This window comes from Stenotrophomonas ginsengisoli (assembly GCF_001431485.1).
Lineage (GTDB): Bacteria > Pseudomonadota > Gammaproteobacteria > Xanthomonadales > Xanthomonadaceae > Stenotrophomonas > Stenotrophomonas ginsengisoli.
The window spans coordinates 95,814-111,265 of the sequence record NZ_LDJM01000018.1 but is presented as its reverse complement, the minus strand read 5'-3'; the positions used below and the strand labels follow the sequence as shown (position 1 = coordinate 111,265).

Below are 15,452 nucleotides of genomic sequence, written 5' to 3'. Positions count from 1 at the left end.
ACGAGGAACGCAGCCCAATGATCGACCTGATCGGTTCAATCTGGTGGATGGTGGTCAGCCTCGGCATCCTGGTCAGCTTCCATGAGTACGGCCATTATTGGGTCGCCCGCCGTTGCGGGGTGCATGTGCTGCGTTTTTCGGTGGGTTTCGGCAAGCCGCTGTGGATGCGCCGCAATGCCATCGGCACCGAGTTCGCCCTGGCCGCGATTCCGCTCGGCGGTTACGTCAAGATGCTCGACGAGCGCGAATATGACGTGCCCGCCGGCCAGCGCCAGATGGCCTTCAACAACAAGAGCGTGTGGCAGCGCATTGCCATCACCGCGGCCGGGCCGGCCGCCAACCTGCTGCTGTGCGTCGTGCTGTTGTGGGCGGTGTTCCTGATCGGACGCCAGGACTACTCGGCCACCCTGGGCGCCAGCACCGGCATGGCCGCCGAAGCCGGCCTGACTGCCGGCAGCCGGATCGAAAAGATCGACGGCCGCCAGATCAACACCTGGGCCGAAGCCACCATGGCTCTGACCATGGCCGCGATGGATGGCCGCGATGCCGAACTGGAGCTGCGTCAGGCCAATGGCCAGAGCAGCCGCCGCGACCTGCCGCTGTCCAACCTGCCGGCAGGCTTTGACGAACGCCAGGTCAGTGCCCTGGCCGGGCTGAACTGGGCCTTCATGGCCGTGCCGGCGCGGATTGGCGAGGTACCGCCCGGCGGCGCGGCCGAAGGCATCCTGCTGCCCGGCGACCTGATCCTGGCCGTGGACGGCCAGCGTGTGGACGATGCCAACCAGGTGCCCGGCCTGATCGAGCGCCTGGGCCAGGCAGGCCATCCCGGTCTGATCGAGGTGCAGCGCAACGGTGAACGCCTGGCCCTGGAACTGAGCCCGCGCCTGGACAGCAGCGATACGGCCGACCCGCGCTGGCTGCTGGGGGTGAAGTTTGCGCCGATGCAGATGCCCGCCCCGGATGCCAGCCAGCGTTATGGACTGCTGGCCGCTTTCCCGGCCGCGCTGCGCGAAACCGGCAAACTGACCGCCGACACCCTGGGCATGATGCGTCGTCTGGTCACCGGCAACGCCTCGCTGCAGAACATTTCCGGCCCGGTCACCATTGCTCGCGTGGCCAATGCCTCGGCCAAACGCGGGGCTGACTGGTTCCTGTATTTCCTGGCCCTGATGTCGCTGAGCCTGTGCATCATCAACCTGCTGCCGATTCCAGTCTTGGACGGCGGGCATTTGCTGTATTACCTTATTGAATTGGTCAAGGGCAGCCCGCTGAGCGAGAAGTCCATGGCCATGGGCCAAAGCATCGGTCTGGCGCTGTTGGCCGGGTTGATGGGACTGGCGTTCTACAACGACATCCTTGGCCTGTTCTGAACCCAGAACTTTTCCGGCGTGGCATGGTCTCAAGCCGTGGCAAGCCTGTACTACCGATAACGACTCCAACCGGACGTGACATGACGCGACTTCCTCATCGCCGCCTGCTAGCCCTCGCCCTCGCCGCCGGCCTGAGCGCCCCGGCACTGGCCTTGGCCGCCGAGCCCTTTACCGCGAGCGACATCCGCGTCGACGGCCTGCAGCGTATTGCTGCCGGTACCGTTTTCACCTATCTGCCGGTGGAGCGTGGCGACCGCATCGATGATGCCAAGATCGCCGACACCATCCGTGCGCTGTACCGCACCGGTTTCTTCGAGGACGTGCAGCTGGACCGCCAGGGCGACATCCTGGTGGTGACCGTGCGTGAGCGCCCGTCGATCAACAAGCTCACGGTGACCGGCAACAAGGACATCAAGACCGAGCAGCTGATGGCCGGCCTGAAGGACATCGGCCTGAGCGAGGGCGGCACCTTTGACCGCCTGAGTCTGGACCGCGTGACCCAGGAACTGCAGCGCCAGTACAACGACCGCGGCAAGTACACCGTCTCGATCACCCCGACCGCCAGCCCGCTGGACCGCAACCGCGTCGATGTGACCCTGGCCATCGAGGAAGGCAAGGCGGCCAAGATCCGCCACATCAACCTGGTTGGCGCGGAGAAGTTCGACTCCGCCGACATCCTGGAAAGGTGGGAATCCAAGCCCAGCAACTGGGCCTCGTGGTACCGCCGCGATGACCAGTACTCCAAGGAAAAGCTGTCCGGCGACCTGGAAAAGCTGAACTCGTGGTACCTGGACCGTGGTTATGTCGACTTCAATGTCGAGTCCACCCAGGTGGCGATCAGCCCGAACAAGCGCGACATGTTCATCTCCACCAGCGTCAGCGAAGGTGAGCAGTACAAGATTTCCGACATCCGCGTCACCGGCGACACCGTGCTGCCGCAGGAGGATGTCGAGCGCATGGTGATCCAGAAGAGCGATGACGTATTCTCGCGCGGCCTGCTGGAATGGAGCGCCGACGCGATCACCAACTCGCTGTCCAACATCGGCTATGCCTTTGCCAAGGTCAACCCGATCCCGACCCCGAACCGTGCCGAGCAGACCGTTGCGGTGAACATGCAGGTCGTGCCGGGCCCGCGCGTGCAGGTGCGCCGGATCGAGTTCCGTGGCAATTCGCGCACCTCCGATGAAGTGCTGCGCCGTGAAATGCGTCAGTTCGAAAACGCCTGGTATTCGCAGGCCGCGATCGACCGCTCCAAGATCCGCCTGCAGCGTCTGGGCTACTTCGAGTCGGTGGAAGTGGAAACCCCGGCCGTACCGGGCTCGGCCGACCAGGTCGACGTGGTCTATACGGTCAAGGAAACCACCTCCGGCCAGTTCACCTTCGGCCTGGGCTATTCCCAGTCCTACGGCATGACCACCTCGATCCAGCTGTCGCAGAACAACTTCCTGGGCGGCGGCAACCGGGTCAGCGTGGATGCTTCCAGCTCCAGCTACCAGAAGCGCTACGGCTTCTCCTACACCAACCCGTACTTCACCGACGACGGTGTCTCGCTGGGCTACAACCTGTCCTGGCGCGAGCTGGATTACTCGGACTTCAACACCGCCCAGTACAACAGCACCAACGGTGCGGCACAGGTCGTGTTCGGCGTACCGATCACCGAAAACGACACCGTCTCGGTGATGTTCGGCATCGACTCCAACCAGATCACCACCTACCAGGGTTCGACCCCGCAAAGCATCATCGATTACATCGATGCGGTGGGCAAACGCACCTTCAAGAGCTGGCGTGCCGAAGCCGGCTGGGCCCGCGACACCCGCAACGACTACTTCATGCCGACCCGCGGTACCTACCAGCGCATCGGCCTGGAAGCGACCCTGCCCGGCTCCACCGCCGAATACTTCAAGCTCAACTACCAGTTCTCCAAGTACTGGCACGTGCACCGTGCCCTGGTCCTGAACACCCGCGTGGACCTGGGTTACGGCGACAGCTATGGCAAGGACATCAGCCGCACCATCTGCTGGAACGATGTGGCGGCCACCAGCACCAGCTACGCCTATTCGGACGTGGTGGACTGCAGCCAGCCGCACGCCAACACCAAGACCGTGACCGCTACCGGCCTGCCGTTCTTCGAGAACTTCTACGCCGGCGGCACCAACTCGGTGCGCGGTTTCGAGGACAACACCCTGGGCCCGCGTTCGGAACCGACGGCCTACTACTACCAAGGCCAGCCGCTGGGTGGTTCGGTGAAGACGGTCGGCTCGATCGAAGCCTACTTCCCGACCCTGTTCGACAGCCCGTCGGCCCGCGTGTCGGCCTTCATCGACGTGGGCAACGTGTTCAATTCCACCAACGAAGCCAAGGCCAAGGAACTGCGCGCCTCGGCCGGCGTGGCCCTGCTCTGGCGCGCGCCGGTGGGCCCGATCTCGATCAGCTATGCCTTCCCGCTGAAGAAGGAAGACGGCGACGAAGTGGAACGCCTGCAGTTCAATTTCGGTGGCCAGTTCTGATCGGCAAACGCTGATCCGTACACCAACGCATTGATATGTAAGGCTTGCAAGGCCCGGCTCGTCCGGGCCTTGCCATGACTGCGGCCCCCTATCCGGCTACACTAACCTCGTGAATACCAACTCCTACACCGCATCCGAACTGGCCCAGCGCTTCGGCCTGGAACTCCATGGTGACGGCCAGACCGTGGTCACCGGCGTGGCCACCCTGGCCCAGGCCGGCCCCGGCCAGCTGGGTTTTCTGGCCAATCCGCGCTACCGCAGCCAGCTGGAGAGCAGCCAGGCCTCGGTGGTCGTGCTGCGCGCCGATGACGCTGCGCATGCACCCGGCACTGCCCTGATCGCACGCGATCCGTACACCACCTACGCCCGGATCAGTGCCCTGTTCGAGAAGCTGCCGGTGCGTGCCGCCGGCATCCATCCCAGTGCGGTGATCGACCCCGGTGCCACGGTCGCGGCCAACGTGCACATCGGCCCGTTCGTGTGCATCGGCGCCGGCTCGGTGATCGAGGAAGGCGCGATCATCGGTGCCGGCAGCATCATCGGCGAGGACTGCATGGTCGGCGCCGGCAGCGAGTTGATCGCCCGAGTCACCCTGGTCACCCGCGTGCAGGTGGGCAAGCGCGTGCGCATCCACCCCGGCGCGGTGCTCGGCGCCGCCGGCTTCGGCCTGGCCATGGATGCCGGGCGCTGGGTCAACGTGCCGCAGCTGGGCGGCGTGCGCATCGGCGATGACTGCGAGATCGGCGCCAACACCTGCATCGACCGCGGCGCCCTGGAAGACACCGTGCTCGACGACGATGTGCGCGTGGACAACCTGGTGCAGATCGCCCACAACGTGCAGATCGGCTCGCACACCGCCATCGCCGGCTCCACCGGCATTGCCGGCAGTGCCAAGATCGGCCGTTACTGCCTGCTCGGCGGCGCGGTCGGCGTGGTCGGGCACCTGGAGATCTGCGACAAGGTCGTGGTCACCGGCAAGTCCGTGGTACGCAACTCCATCACCGAACCGGGCGAGTACTCCTCAGGCACCCCGCTCACCGACAACCGTACGTGGCGCAAGAATGCCGCCCGTTTCAAACAGCTCGACACGATGGCCCGCAAGCTGGCTGCCGTGAGCAAGGACAAGGAATAAGCAATGAGTTCGCAGATTCAGTTGCCGATCGACGTCACCACCATCCAGACGCTGATCCCCCACCGCTATCCGTTCCTGCTGGTGGACAAGATCGTTGATCTGGACATCGAGGCCAAGAAGATTGTCGGGGTCAAGAACGTCACCAACAACGAGCCGTACTTCCAGGGCCATTTCCCGGGCAGCCCGATCATGCCGGGCGTGCTGATCATCGAGGCCCTGGCCCAGGCTGGCGGTGTGCTGACCCAGCTCTCGCTCGGCCGCGATGCCCAGTCCAAGCTGTTCTACCTGGTCAAGGTGGACAACGTGCGCTTCAACAAGCAGGTGGTGCCGGGCGACGTGCTCGAGCTTCACGTGGAAGTGAAGCGGATGATCCGCAACATGGCCGTGTATTACGGCGAGGCCAAGGTGGACGGCGAAGTGGTCGCCTGCGCCGAGGTCCTGTGCGCAGGCACCCGCGGCTAACACTGAGTATTACCGGAGTCATCGATGAGCCAAGCTTCTCCCCTGATCCACCCGTCCGCGGTGGTTGATCCCAGTGCACAACTGGGCAACAACGTGCGTGTCGGCCCCTTCAGCTACATCGGGCCGGACGTGGTGATCGGCGATGACACCGAAGTCGGTCCGCATTGCACCATCCACGGCCCGACCCGCATCGGCCGTGGCAACCGCTTCATCGGCCATGCCGCCATCGGTGGCGAGCCGCAGGACAAGAAGTTCAAGGGCGAGCGCACCACCCTGGAAATCGGCGACCGCAACGTGGTGCGTGAATTTGTCACCATCAACCGCGGTACCGCCACCGGCACCAGCATCACCCGGGTCGGCAACGACAACTGGCTGCTGGCCTATGTGCACGTGGCCCACGACTGTGTGGTCGGCGACAGCTGCGTGTTCTCCAACAACACCACCCTGGCCGGGCATGTCACTGTGGGCAACTGGGTGATCATTTCCGGCTTTGCCGGCGCCCACCAGTTCTGCCGCATCGGTGACCATGCCTTCCTCGGCATGGGCGCCCTGGTCAATGGCGATGTGCCGCCGTTCACCATGGTCGGCAGTGATTCGCTGGGCCGCCCGCGCGGGATCAACTCCGAGGGCCTGAAGCGCCGCGGTTTTGCCCCGGACCGGATCAGCACGATCAAGCGTGCCTACCGCACCCTGTACGTGGCGGGCCTGCCGTTGGCCGAAGCCAAGACCCAGCTGTCCATCCAGGCCGAGGCCAGTGATGACGTGCGCGAGATGCTCGAGTTCATCGAGCAGGCCGAGCGCCCGATCCTGCGATGAAGCCACAAGCACGACCGTTGCGCATCGCCCTGGTTGCCGGGGAAACCTCCGGCGACGGCCTGGGTGCCGGTTTGATCCAGGCCCTGCGCGCCGCCCATCCAGAGGCCGAATTTGCCGGCATCGGTGGCCCGGCGATGCAACAGGCAGGCTGCCGGACCTGGTATGACGCCTCCGAACTGGCGGTGATGGGCCTGGCCGAAGTGCTGCGTCACCTGCCGCGCCTGCTTTCCCTGCGCAAGGCGTTCCGCCAGCGCGTGCTGGACTGGCAGCCGGATGTGTTCATCGGCATCGACGCGCCGGATTTCAACCTGCCGGTGGAAGCCTGGCTCAAGGCCCGCGGGGTGACCTGCGTGCACTACGTCAGCCCTTCGGTCTGGGCCTGGCGCGAGAAGCGCGCACAGAAGATCGGTGCCAGCGCCGACCGCGTGCTGTGCCTGTTCCCGATGGAACCGGCCATCTATGCCAAGCACGGCATTGATGCGCGCTTTGTCGGCCACCCGATGGCCGATGCCATCGCCCTGGATACCCCGCAGGCTCCGGCCCGCGCCGAGCTGGGCCTAGCCGCCGATGCCACGGTCCTGGCCCTGCTGCCGGGCAGCCGCCATGGCGAGATTGCGCGCCTGGGCCAGCCCTTCCTGGCCGCCGCCGCGCAACTGCTGGCCGCCAACCCGCAGCTGCAGGTGGTGATCCCTGCGGCCAACCCGGCCTGCCGCGCCCAGTTGCAGCCGATGCTTGATGCCAGCGCCCTGCCCGCCGCACGCGTGCAGCTGCTCGATGGCCAGGCCCGCGCCTGCATGGAAGCGGCCGACGTGGTGATGCTGGCGTCGGGCACCGCCACCCTGGAGACCATGCTGGTCAAGCGGCCGATGGTGGTCGGTTACAAGGTGGCCCCGCTCACCGCCAACATTGTGCGCGCCCTGGGCCTGCTCAAGGTCAAGCGTTTTGCCCTGCCCAACGTGCTGGCCGACAAGGACCTGGCGCCGGAGCTGATGCAGGAAGACTGCACCCCCGAGGCCCTGGCCGCGGCGGTACAGCGCTGGCTCGATCACCCCGAGCGGGTACAGGCCCTGCAGGCTGACTACCTTGCCCTGCACCAGCAGCTGCGCCGCGATGCCTCGGCCAGTGCCGCCGCTGCCGTGCTCGATCTGGTCCAGCGCTGATGGGTCGTCGTCATGCTGCCGCAGCGACGCTGTTGCTGTTTGGCCAGGCCGCCGCCGATGACGGCCTGCCCACACCGGTGGCCGGCGTGGACGAGGCCGGCCGCGGCCCGCTGGCCGGCCCGGTCGCCGTGGCGGCGGTGGTGCTGGACCCGGCCCGTCCGATCGAGGGCCTGAACGATTCCAAGCAGCTTTCCGAAGCCCGCCGCGATGCGTTGTACCCACAGATCATCGAGCGCGCGGCCGCCTTCCACATCGTACTGGTCAGCGCGGCGCAGATCGACCGGCTCAACATCCTGCAGGCCACCTTCCACGGCATGCGCGAGGCGGTGGCCGGGGTTGCCCATGTGGCCCGCAGCGCCCGCATCGACGGCAACAAGGTGCCGCCGGGGCTGTGCCTGCCCGGGCAGTTCCTGATCGGCGGCGACGGCAAGGATGCGGCCATTGCCGCCGCCTCGATCCTGGCCAAGGTGACCCGCGACCGCTACATGCTCCAACTGCACCAGCGCCTGCCCCATTACGGCTTTGACCGCCACAAGGGTTATGGCACCGCCGCCCACCTGGCCGCCCTGGCCGCGCACGGGCCTTGCCCGGAACACCGCCACAGCTTTGCCCCGGTGCGCGTGGCCGCTGCCGCCCGCGCCGAAGTCGGCTGATGCTCAGCGCTTTGGCGCTACTCTAGACACCCTGCTTCCCGTGCCGCGCCTGCGCGCCGGGACACCGTTCACCGTGTGCCGCGGCCACCGCCGCCCACCCCATCGCGTACCGGCATGACCCACACCAACCGCTTCGTCCACCTGCACATCCACACCGAGTATTCGATGGTCGACTCGACCATCCGGGTGCCGGCCAAACCCGACCAGGCCGATCCGAAAAAGGCCAAGCAGGCCAACCTGCTGTCGCGTGCGGTGGAGATGGGCATGCCGGCGCTGGCGGTGACCGACCTGTCCAACCTGTGCGCCTTGGTCAAGTTCTACAAGGGTGCCCAGGGCGTGGGCATCAAGCCGATTGCCGGTGCCGATGTGATGGTCACCGAAGAAGGCCAGGCCCCCTGGCGCATCACCCTGCTGTGCCGCAACCGCGATGGCTACCTGAGCCTGTCGCGCCTGCTCAGCCGTGGCTGGCTGGAAGGCCACCACAATGACGGCGGCATTGCCGTGCACCCGGACTGGCTGCGCGAGCACAACGGTGACCTGTTCGCCCTGATGGGCCGGCAGTCACTGGCCGGGCGTCTGGCCCTGAGCGGGCGCACCGACCTGGCCGGGCAGCACCTGGCCGACTGGCAGGGTGTGTTCGGCGACCGCCTGCACCTGGAGCTGGTCCGCACCGGCCGCGATGGCGAGGAAGCGTTCATCGGCTTTGCCCTGGCCACCTCGGCCGAGCGTGGCATCCCGGTGGTGGCCAGCAATGACGTGCGTTTCCTCTCCCCCGATGACTTCGAGGCCCACGAAGCGCGTGCCTGCATTTCCTCCGGCCGTGTGCTCGATGACCCCAAGCGCCCGCGTGAGTACAGCCGCGAGCAGTACCTGAAGTCCACCGAGGCGATGTGCGAGCTGTTTGCCGACATCCCCGACGCGCTGGAAAACACCGTATTGCTGGCCCAGCGCTGCAACGTGGAAATGCGCCTGGGCACCTACTTCCTGCCCGATTACCCGGTGCCGGAAGGCGAGAACCTGGACAGCTGGATCCAGTCCGAGGCACGCAAGGGCCTGGAAGAGCGCCTGCTGAAAAATCCGCTGGCCCCGGGCAAGAGCCGCGAGGAGTACTTCGAGCGCCTGGAATTCGAGCTCAACACCATCATCAAGATGGGCTTTCCCGGCTACTTCCTGATCGTTGCCGACTTCATCCAGTGGGGCAAGAACCAGGACATCCCGATCGGCCCGGGCCGTGGTTCGGGTGCCGGCTCGCTGGTGGCCTGGGCGCTGAAGATCACCGATCTGGACCCGCTGCCCTACAACCTGCTGTTCGAGCGCTTTCTGAACCCCGAGCGCGTGTCGATGCCCGACTTCGACATCGACTTCTGCATGGACCGCCGCGAAGAGGTCATCGACTACGTCGCGCGCAAGTACGGGCGCGAGAAGGTCGGCCAGATCATCACCTACGGCACCATGGCCGCCAAGGCGGTGGTGCGCGACTCCGGCCGTGTGCTCGGCTTCCCCTATGGCCTGGTCGATGGCGTCTCCAAGCTGATCCCCAACATCCTGGGCATCGGCCTGAAGGATGCACTGGGCAAGGGCAAGGAGGGCGTGGACTCGGAAATGGCCAGCGCCGACCTGATCGCCCGCTACAACAGCGAGGACGATGTCCGCGACCTGATCGACCTGGCCCTGCAGCTGGAAGACCTGACCCGCAACGCCGGCAAGCACGCCGGTGGCGTGGTGATCGGGCCCGAACCGCTGCACGAGTTCTGCCCGCTGTACGCCGAACATGACGAAGGCAGCCGCGGCAAGAACCCGGTCACCCAGTTCGACAAGAACGACGTGGAGGAAGTGGGCTTGGTGAAGTTCGACTTCCTCGGCCTGCGCACGCTGACCATCATCGACTGGGCGGTCAAGGCGATCAACAAGCGCCGCGCCGGCGAGGGTCTGGAGCCGGTGGACATCAGCCAGATTCCGCTGGATGACGCGGTCACCTACAAGACCATCTTTGCCAACGGCAACACCGGCGCGGTGTTCCAGTTCGAATCCTCGGGCATGCGCCGCCTGCTCAAGGACGCCCGCCCTGACCGTTTCGAAGACCTGATCGCCCTGGTCTCGCTGTACCGCCCCGGCCCGATGGACCTGATCCCCTCTTTCAACGCGCGCAAGCACGGCGATGAGGAAATCATCTACCCCGATCCGCGCACCGAGGGCATCCTCAAGGACACCTACGGCATCATGGTGTACCAGGAGCAGGTGATGCAGATGGCGCAGATCGTCGGCGGCTACTCGCTGGGCGGCGCCGACCTGTTGCGCCGTGCGATGGGCAAGAAGGTGCCGGCGGAAATGGCCAAGCACCGCGAGATCTTCCGCGAGGGTGCGGCCAAGGGCGGTGTGGACGGGCCCAAGGCCGATGAAATCTTCGACTTGATGGAAAAGTTCGCCGGCTACGGCTTCAACAAGTCGCACGCGGCCGCCTACGCCCTGGTCTCCTACCAGACGGCCTGGCTCAAATGCCATTACCCGGCCGAGTTCATGGCCGCCACCCTGTCCTCGGACATGGACAACACCGACAAGGTGGTCGGCTTCCTGGCCGAGGTCGAGCATCTGGGCCTGACCGTGCTGCCGCCCAAGGTCAATGCCTCGGCCTTCATGTTCCAGGCCAGCGATGCACGCACCATCCGTTACGGCCTGGGCGCGATCAAGGGCGTCGGCCAGGGTGCCTGCGAAGCGGTGGTGGCCGAGCGCGAACAGGGCGGCCAGTACGCTTCCCTGCTGGATTTCTGTACCCGTTGCGCCTCGGCCAAGCTCAACCGCCGCACCCTGGAAGCGATGATCAATGCCGGTGCGCTGGATGACCTGGGCCGCAACCGCGCCTCGCTGACCCTGCAGCTGCCCGAGGTGCTCAAGGCCACCGAGCAGATGGCGCGCGAACGTGCCTCCGGCCAGGTCTCGCTGTTCGGTGCACCGGACCCGGTCAGCGCGGCGGCCCAGCTGGACCTGCCCGAGTGCGCCGAATGGCCGTTGGGCCAGCTGCTGCAGGCCGAGCGCGACACCCTGGGCTTCTACCTGTCCGGCCATCCCTTTGATACCCATGCGGCCGACGTGCGCGACATGGTGGCCGCCGACCTGGGCCAGCTGGAAAGCATGATTGCCCCGGCCCGGCCCGCGCGCGATGGCGAAAAGCGCGCCTGGCGCGCCGAATCGCAGGTGGTGCTGGCCGGCCTGGTGGTCGGGGTGCGGCGCAAGGGTGACAGCCAGGTCTTCGTCACCTTGGAAGATGGCCGCGGCAAGGTCGAATGCAGCACCTTCTCCGACGGCATCGCCGAGTTCGGCCATCTGCTGGTCAAGGACCGCGTGCTGGTGGTCAAGGGCGGCCTGCGCGAGGACGAATTCAATGGTGGCTACGCCCTGCGCCTGCGCCAGTGCTGGGACTTCGAACAGGTCTGCCGTGACTACGCCGCACGCATGCAGTTGCGCGCCGACCTGCGCCAGGCCGGCAGCTGGCAGCGCCTGACCAGCCTGCTCGAGAGCGCCCGCCCCGGCCGTACGCCACTGCGCCTGGACCTGATCCTGGACGCGGCCAGCGGCCCGGTGGCCGGCATGCTCGACCTTTCCGGCGCCGGCGCACTGAAGGTGTCTCCGGACCTGCTGCAGCAGCTGCGTGCCGATCCGGCCATCCTCAAGCTGCAGGTGCGCTACAGCCCACCGTGGCAGCAACACTGAGGGCGTGACCGCACGCCCTCGTACGGGGTGTCTTCACACCATCAGCTACACTCCCTTTTTTGAACCGGTTGATTGCCGATGAATCCGAACTACCTCGACTTCGAGCAGCCCATTGCCGACCTGGAAGCCAAGATCCAGGAACTGCGCAGCGCCTCAACCGGCCCGGCGGTAAACGTGGAAGCCGAAGTCAACGCCCTGCGCGACAAGCTGCGCAAGCGCACCGCGCTGATCTTCCGCGACCTGACCCCGTGGCAGGTATCCCAGCTGGCCCGTCACCCGCAGCGCCCCTACACCCTGGACTACATCAAGATGTTCTGCGATGAGTTCCAGGAGCTGGCCGGCGACCGCGCCTATGCCGATGACAAGGCCATCGTCGGCGGCCTGGGCCGCATCAACGGCCGCTCGGTGATGATCATCGGCCACCAGAAGGCACGCGACACCAAGGGCAAGGTCATGCGCAACTTCGGCATGCCGCGTCCGGAGGGCTACCGCAAGGCCCTGCGCCTGATGAAGATGGCCGAACGCTTCAACATCCCGCTGCTGACCTTCATCGACACCCCCGGCGCCTACCCGGGCATTGGTGCCGAAGAGCGCGGCCAGTCCGAAGCGATCGCCCGCAACCTTATGGAAATGGCCGAGCTGAAGATCCCGGTGATCTGCACCGTGGTCGGCGAAGGCGGCTCCGGTGGCGCGCTGGCCATCGGCGTGGGCGACCGCACCCTGATGCTGGAATACGGCACCTACTCGGTGATCAGCCCGGAAGGCTGCGCCTCGATCCTGTGGAAGGACGCCGGCCGGGCCAAGGATGCGGCCGAGCAGCTGGGCCTGACCGCCCCGCGCCTGAAGGCCCTGGGTCTGGTGGACAAGGTGGTGCGTGAGCCCACCGGTGGCGCCCACCGCAACCCCAAGCAGATGGGCAAGCGCCTGAAGGCGGTGATCCTCAACGAGCTTGAAGCACTGGAACAGCTGCCGCTGGAACAGCTGCTGGAGCGCCGCTATGCGCGCCTGCGCAGCTACGGCGCCTACGAAGCCGCCTGAGTCATCGCGCATAGCGACCCACTGCATGCGCACAGCAAAAAGGCCGGCAATGCCGGCCTTTTTGTTTGCTGGCAGAACGCCTCAGAACGGCTTGGCCAGCACCAGGTAGACCACGCCGATGAAGGCGATCAGCGGCAGTTCGTTGAACCAGCGCAGGCTGCGCGAGGACGGCAGTGCGCCGCCGGCGGCAGCCCGCTTCACCCAGCGCCCGCTGACGATGTAATACACCAGCAGCGCCACCACCAGGCCCAGCTTGGCGTGCAGCCAGCCGGCCGCGCCGCTGGCCACCATGGTCGGGAAATCCGGGATCACGTGGTAACCCAGCCACAGCACCAGGCCGAAGATGAAGGCCAGGCCGAACATGACATGGCCGAAGCGGTACAGGCGCTTTCCCATCAGGCCCAGACGCGCCTGCACTGCCGGCTCGCCCGCCGCCTCGGCCTGGTTGACCAGGATGCGCGGCAGGTAGAAAACGGCCGCCATCCAGGCGGTCATCATCACGATGTGCAGGGTCTTGACCCAGAAATAGGCTTGCATGCGCGCACTCCGGTGGCTGGCGTAGGATGGGGTCCATTTTCACCGATTGGCAGCACACACGCACATGGACAAGCAGTACGACCAGGCCTATTTCCAACGCTGGTACCGCGATTCGGGCCTGGACAACCCCCGCCAGCTGGCCCGCAAGGTGGCCCTGGCCGTCAGCACGGCCGAGTACTACCTGCAGCGTGAGGTGCGCAGCGTGCTGGACATCGGCTGTGGCGAGGGTGCCTGGCGGGCGCCGCTGCGCAAGCTGCGGCCCAAGGCCAGCTATCTGGGCTTTGACCCCAGCACCTATGCGGTGAGCCGCTATGGCCGCAGCCGCAACATCCATCTGGCCAACTTCGGTGACTTTGCCTGGCTGCGCCCGTGTGCGCCGGTGGACCTGGTGATCTGTTCGGACGTGCTGCACTACGTGCCCAGCCGCGAGCTGCGCGCCGGTCTGCCCGGCCTGGCCGAGATGTGCGGCGGCGTGGCCTGGCTGGAGACCTTCACCGCGGCCGATGCCTTTGAAGGCGACCAGGAAGGCTTCCAGGCCCGCGATGCGGCCTGGTACCGGCGCAATTTCCGCGCCGTCGGTTTCCAGCCACTGGGCAGCCACCTGTGGCTGGGCCCGCAGTGGGCCGGGCAGACCAGCGCCCTGGAGACCCCCGTACGCTGACGGACAGACGGCGCTCAGGTTCCGGTGTTATGCTGCACGGCAACAATAAGTACAGACATACCCGGCATGCTCTACCAGTGGCACGAAATTACCCGCAACCTGTTGGCCCCCTGGGTCCATCAGGCACAGGCCAATGCGGCGTTCTTCGCCAATTCCGGCCACTGGTGGTCGGCCATGCCCGGCGCCGACCGCATGGCGGCGATGAACGAGCTGTTCCACCGCATCGGCAAGGACTACCAGAAGCCGGCCTGGGACCTGCATGAAGTGCTCATCGACGGCCAGCCGGTGCCGGTGGCAGAGCGCGAGGAGCTGTCGCTGCCGTTCTGCCGGCTGATCAACTTCAAGCGTCACAGCAACGATGCCGCCCAGGTGGCCGCGTTCAAGCAGCAGCCGGTGGTGCTGGTGGTGGCGCCGCTGTCCGGCCACCATGCCACCTTGCTGCGCGACACCGTGCGCACCCTGCTGCGCGACCACCGCGTGTATGTGACCGACTGGGTCGATGCGCGCATGGTGGCGCAGGGCGAAGGCCGTTTCGGCCTGGATGACTACATCGCCTACGTGCGCCGCTTCATCACCCACCTGGGCGCCGCCGACCTGCACGTGGTCAGCGTCTGCCAGCCCACCGTGCCGGTACTGGCGGCTGTGTCGCTGATGGCCAGCGCCGGTGAAACCACCCCGCGCTCGCTGGTGATGATGGGCGGGCCGATCGACGCGCGGCGCAGCCCGACCGCGGTCAACAACCTGGCCACGCGCAATCCGCTGTCCTGGTTCCAGACCAACCTGATCCACCCGGTGCCCGGCAATTACCCCGGTGCCGGCCGCCAGGTCTACCCGGGCTTCCTGCAGCACGCCGGCTTCCTGGCCATGAACCCCAGCCGCCACCTGATGTCGCACTGGGATTTCTACACCTCGCTGGTGCAGGGCGACCTGGACGATGCCGCGGCCCATCGCTCGTTCTATGACGAGTACAACGCGGTGCTGGACATGCCGGCCGAGTACTACCTGGACACCATCAAGGTGGTATTCCAGCAATTCCTGCTTCCGCGTGGGCAGTGGTTCGTCGATGGCCAGCGGGTGGACCCGGCGGCGATCACCAGCACCGCCCTGCTGAGCATCGAAGGCGAGCTGGATGACATCGCCGGCCTGGGCCAGACCGAAGCGGTGCATGACCTGTGCACCGGGGTGCCGGCCGGCCGCCGTCAGCACATCGTGGTGGACGATGCCGGCCACTACGGCATTTTCTCCGGGCGCCGCTGGCGCGACCAGGTCTATCCGCAGGTGCGCGACTTCATCGCCGCCCACCATGCCGACCAGATCGCCCCGCGCAAGCGCCGGGCCAGTGCCAGCGTCACCGCCCTGCGCCCGCGCAAGGCCGGCTGAGCCCCGGCCAACCCGCCAGACACACAAA

At 66.3% G+C, this 15,452-nt stretch carries 11 protein-coding genes and 1 pseudogene; 11 read left to right on the top strand and 1 reads right to left on the bottom strand.

The window, feature by feature from the left end; translation table 11 throughout:
- Positions 1–17: 17 nt before the first annotated feature.
- The 9 genes and pseudogenes from rseP (at position 18) to ABB30_RS07660 (ending at position 12,846) form a co-directional block, all read left to right on the top strand.
- Positions 18–1,370, top strand: a complete 1,353-nt coding sequence (rseP, locus tag ABB30_RS07700) for an RIP metalloprotease RseP (protein WP_057637724.1) — start codon at positions 18–20, stop codon at positions 1,368–1,370.
- A gap of 80 nt (positions 1,371–1,450) precedes the next feature.
- Complete coding sequence (bamA, locus tag ABB30_RS07695) at positions 1,451–3,877, top strand: outer membrane protein assembly factor BamA (RefSeq protein ID WP_057637723.1); 2,427 nt, start codon at positions 1,451–1,453, stop codon at positions 3,875–3,877.
- 109 nt (positions 3,878–3,986) lie between these two features.
- Positions 3,987–5,009 carry a UDP-3-O-(3-hydroxymyristoyl)glucosamine N-acyltransferase gene (lpxD, locus tag ABB30_RS07690; RefSeq protein WP_057637722.1) on the top strand — a complete coding sequence of 341 codons (1,023 nt, stop codon included), beginning with the start codon at positions 3,987–3,989 and terminating at the stop codon, positions 5,007–5,009.
- 3 nt (positions 5,010–5,012) lie between these two features.
- On the top strand, positions 5,013–5,471 hold the full coding sequence (gene fabZ / locus ABB30_RS07685; RefSeq protein WP_057637721.1) for a 3-hydroxyacyl-ACP dehydratase FabZ: 459 nt from the start codon (positions 5,013–5,015) through the stop codon (positions 5,469–5,471).
- Positions 5,472–5,495: 24 nt separating this feature from the next.
- Positions 5,496–6,287: an acyl-ACP--UDP-N-acetylglucosamine O-acyltransferase gene (gene lpxA / locus ABB30_RS07680; RefSeq protein WP_057637720.1), complete on the top strand. Its 792-nt coding sequence runs from the start codon at positions 5,496–5,498 to the stop codon at positions 6,285–6,287.
- Positions 6,288–6,292: 5 nt separating this feature from the next.
- Positions 6,293–7,447 (top strand): annotated as a pseudogene (gene lpxB / locus ABB30_RS07675) (lipid-A-disaccharide synthase); the annotation flags it as partial.
- Positions 7,447–8,100, top strand: coding sequence for a ribonuclease HII (locus ABB30_RS07670; protein ID WP_057637718.1), 654 nt, complete (start codon positions 7,447–7,449; stop codon positions 8,098–8,100). The pseudogene lpxB and the gene ABB30_RS07670, both read left to right, overlap by 1 nt.
- Positions 8,101–8,214: 114 nt before the next feature.
- Positions 8,215–11,808: a DNA polymerase III subunit alpha gene (dnaE, locus tag ABB30_RS07665; RefSeq protein WP_057637717.1), complete on the top strand. Its 3,594-nt coding sequence runs from the start codon at positions 8,215–8,217 to the stop codon at positions 11,806–11,808.
- Positions 11,809–11,886: 78 nt separating this feature from the next.
- Positions 11,887–12,846 carry an acetyl-CoA carboxylase carboxyltransferase subunit alpha gene (locus ABB30_RS07660; protein WP_057637716.1) on the top strand — a complete coding sequence of 320 codons (960 nt, stop codon included), beginning with the start codon at positions 11,887–11,889 and terminating at the stop codon, positions 12,844–12,846.
- Positions 12,847–12,927: 81 nt separating this feature from the next.
- Here ABB30_RS07660 and ABB30_RS07655 read toward each other — a convergent pair whose 3' ends face one another.
- Complete coding sequence (locus tag ABB30_RS07655; protein WP_057637715.1) at positions 12,928–13,383, bottom strand: CopD family protein; 456 nt, start codon at positions 13,381–13,383, stop codon at positions 12,928–12,930.
- A gap of 64 nt (positions 13,384–13,447) precedes the next feature.
- Between ABB30_RS07655 and ABB30_RS07650 the strand changes: the two genes are divergently transcribed.
- Both ABB30_RS07650 and ABB30_RS07645 read left to right on the top strand, forming a co-directional pair.
- Complete coding sequence (locus ABB30_RS07650; protein ID WP_057637714.1) at positions 13,448–14,044, top strand: class I SAM-dependent DNA methyltransferase; 597 nt, start codon at positions 13,448–13,450, stop codon at positions 14,042–14,044.
- A 66-nt stretch (positions 14,045–14,110) separates the two neighbouring features.
- Entirely contained in the window at positions 14,111–15,424 is a 1,314-nt protein-coding gene (locus tag ABB30_RS07645) for a polyhydroxyalkanoate depolymerase (protein WP_057637713.1), read from the top strand.
- The last annotated feature ends 28 nt before the right edge of the window (positions 15,425–15,452 follow it).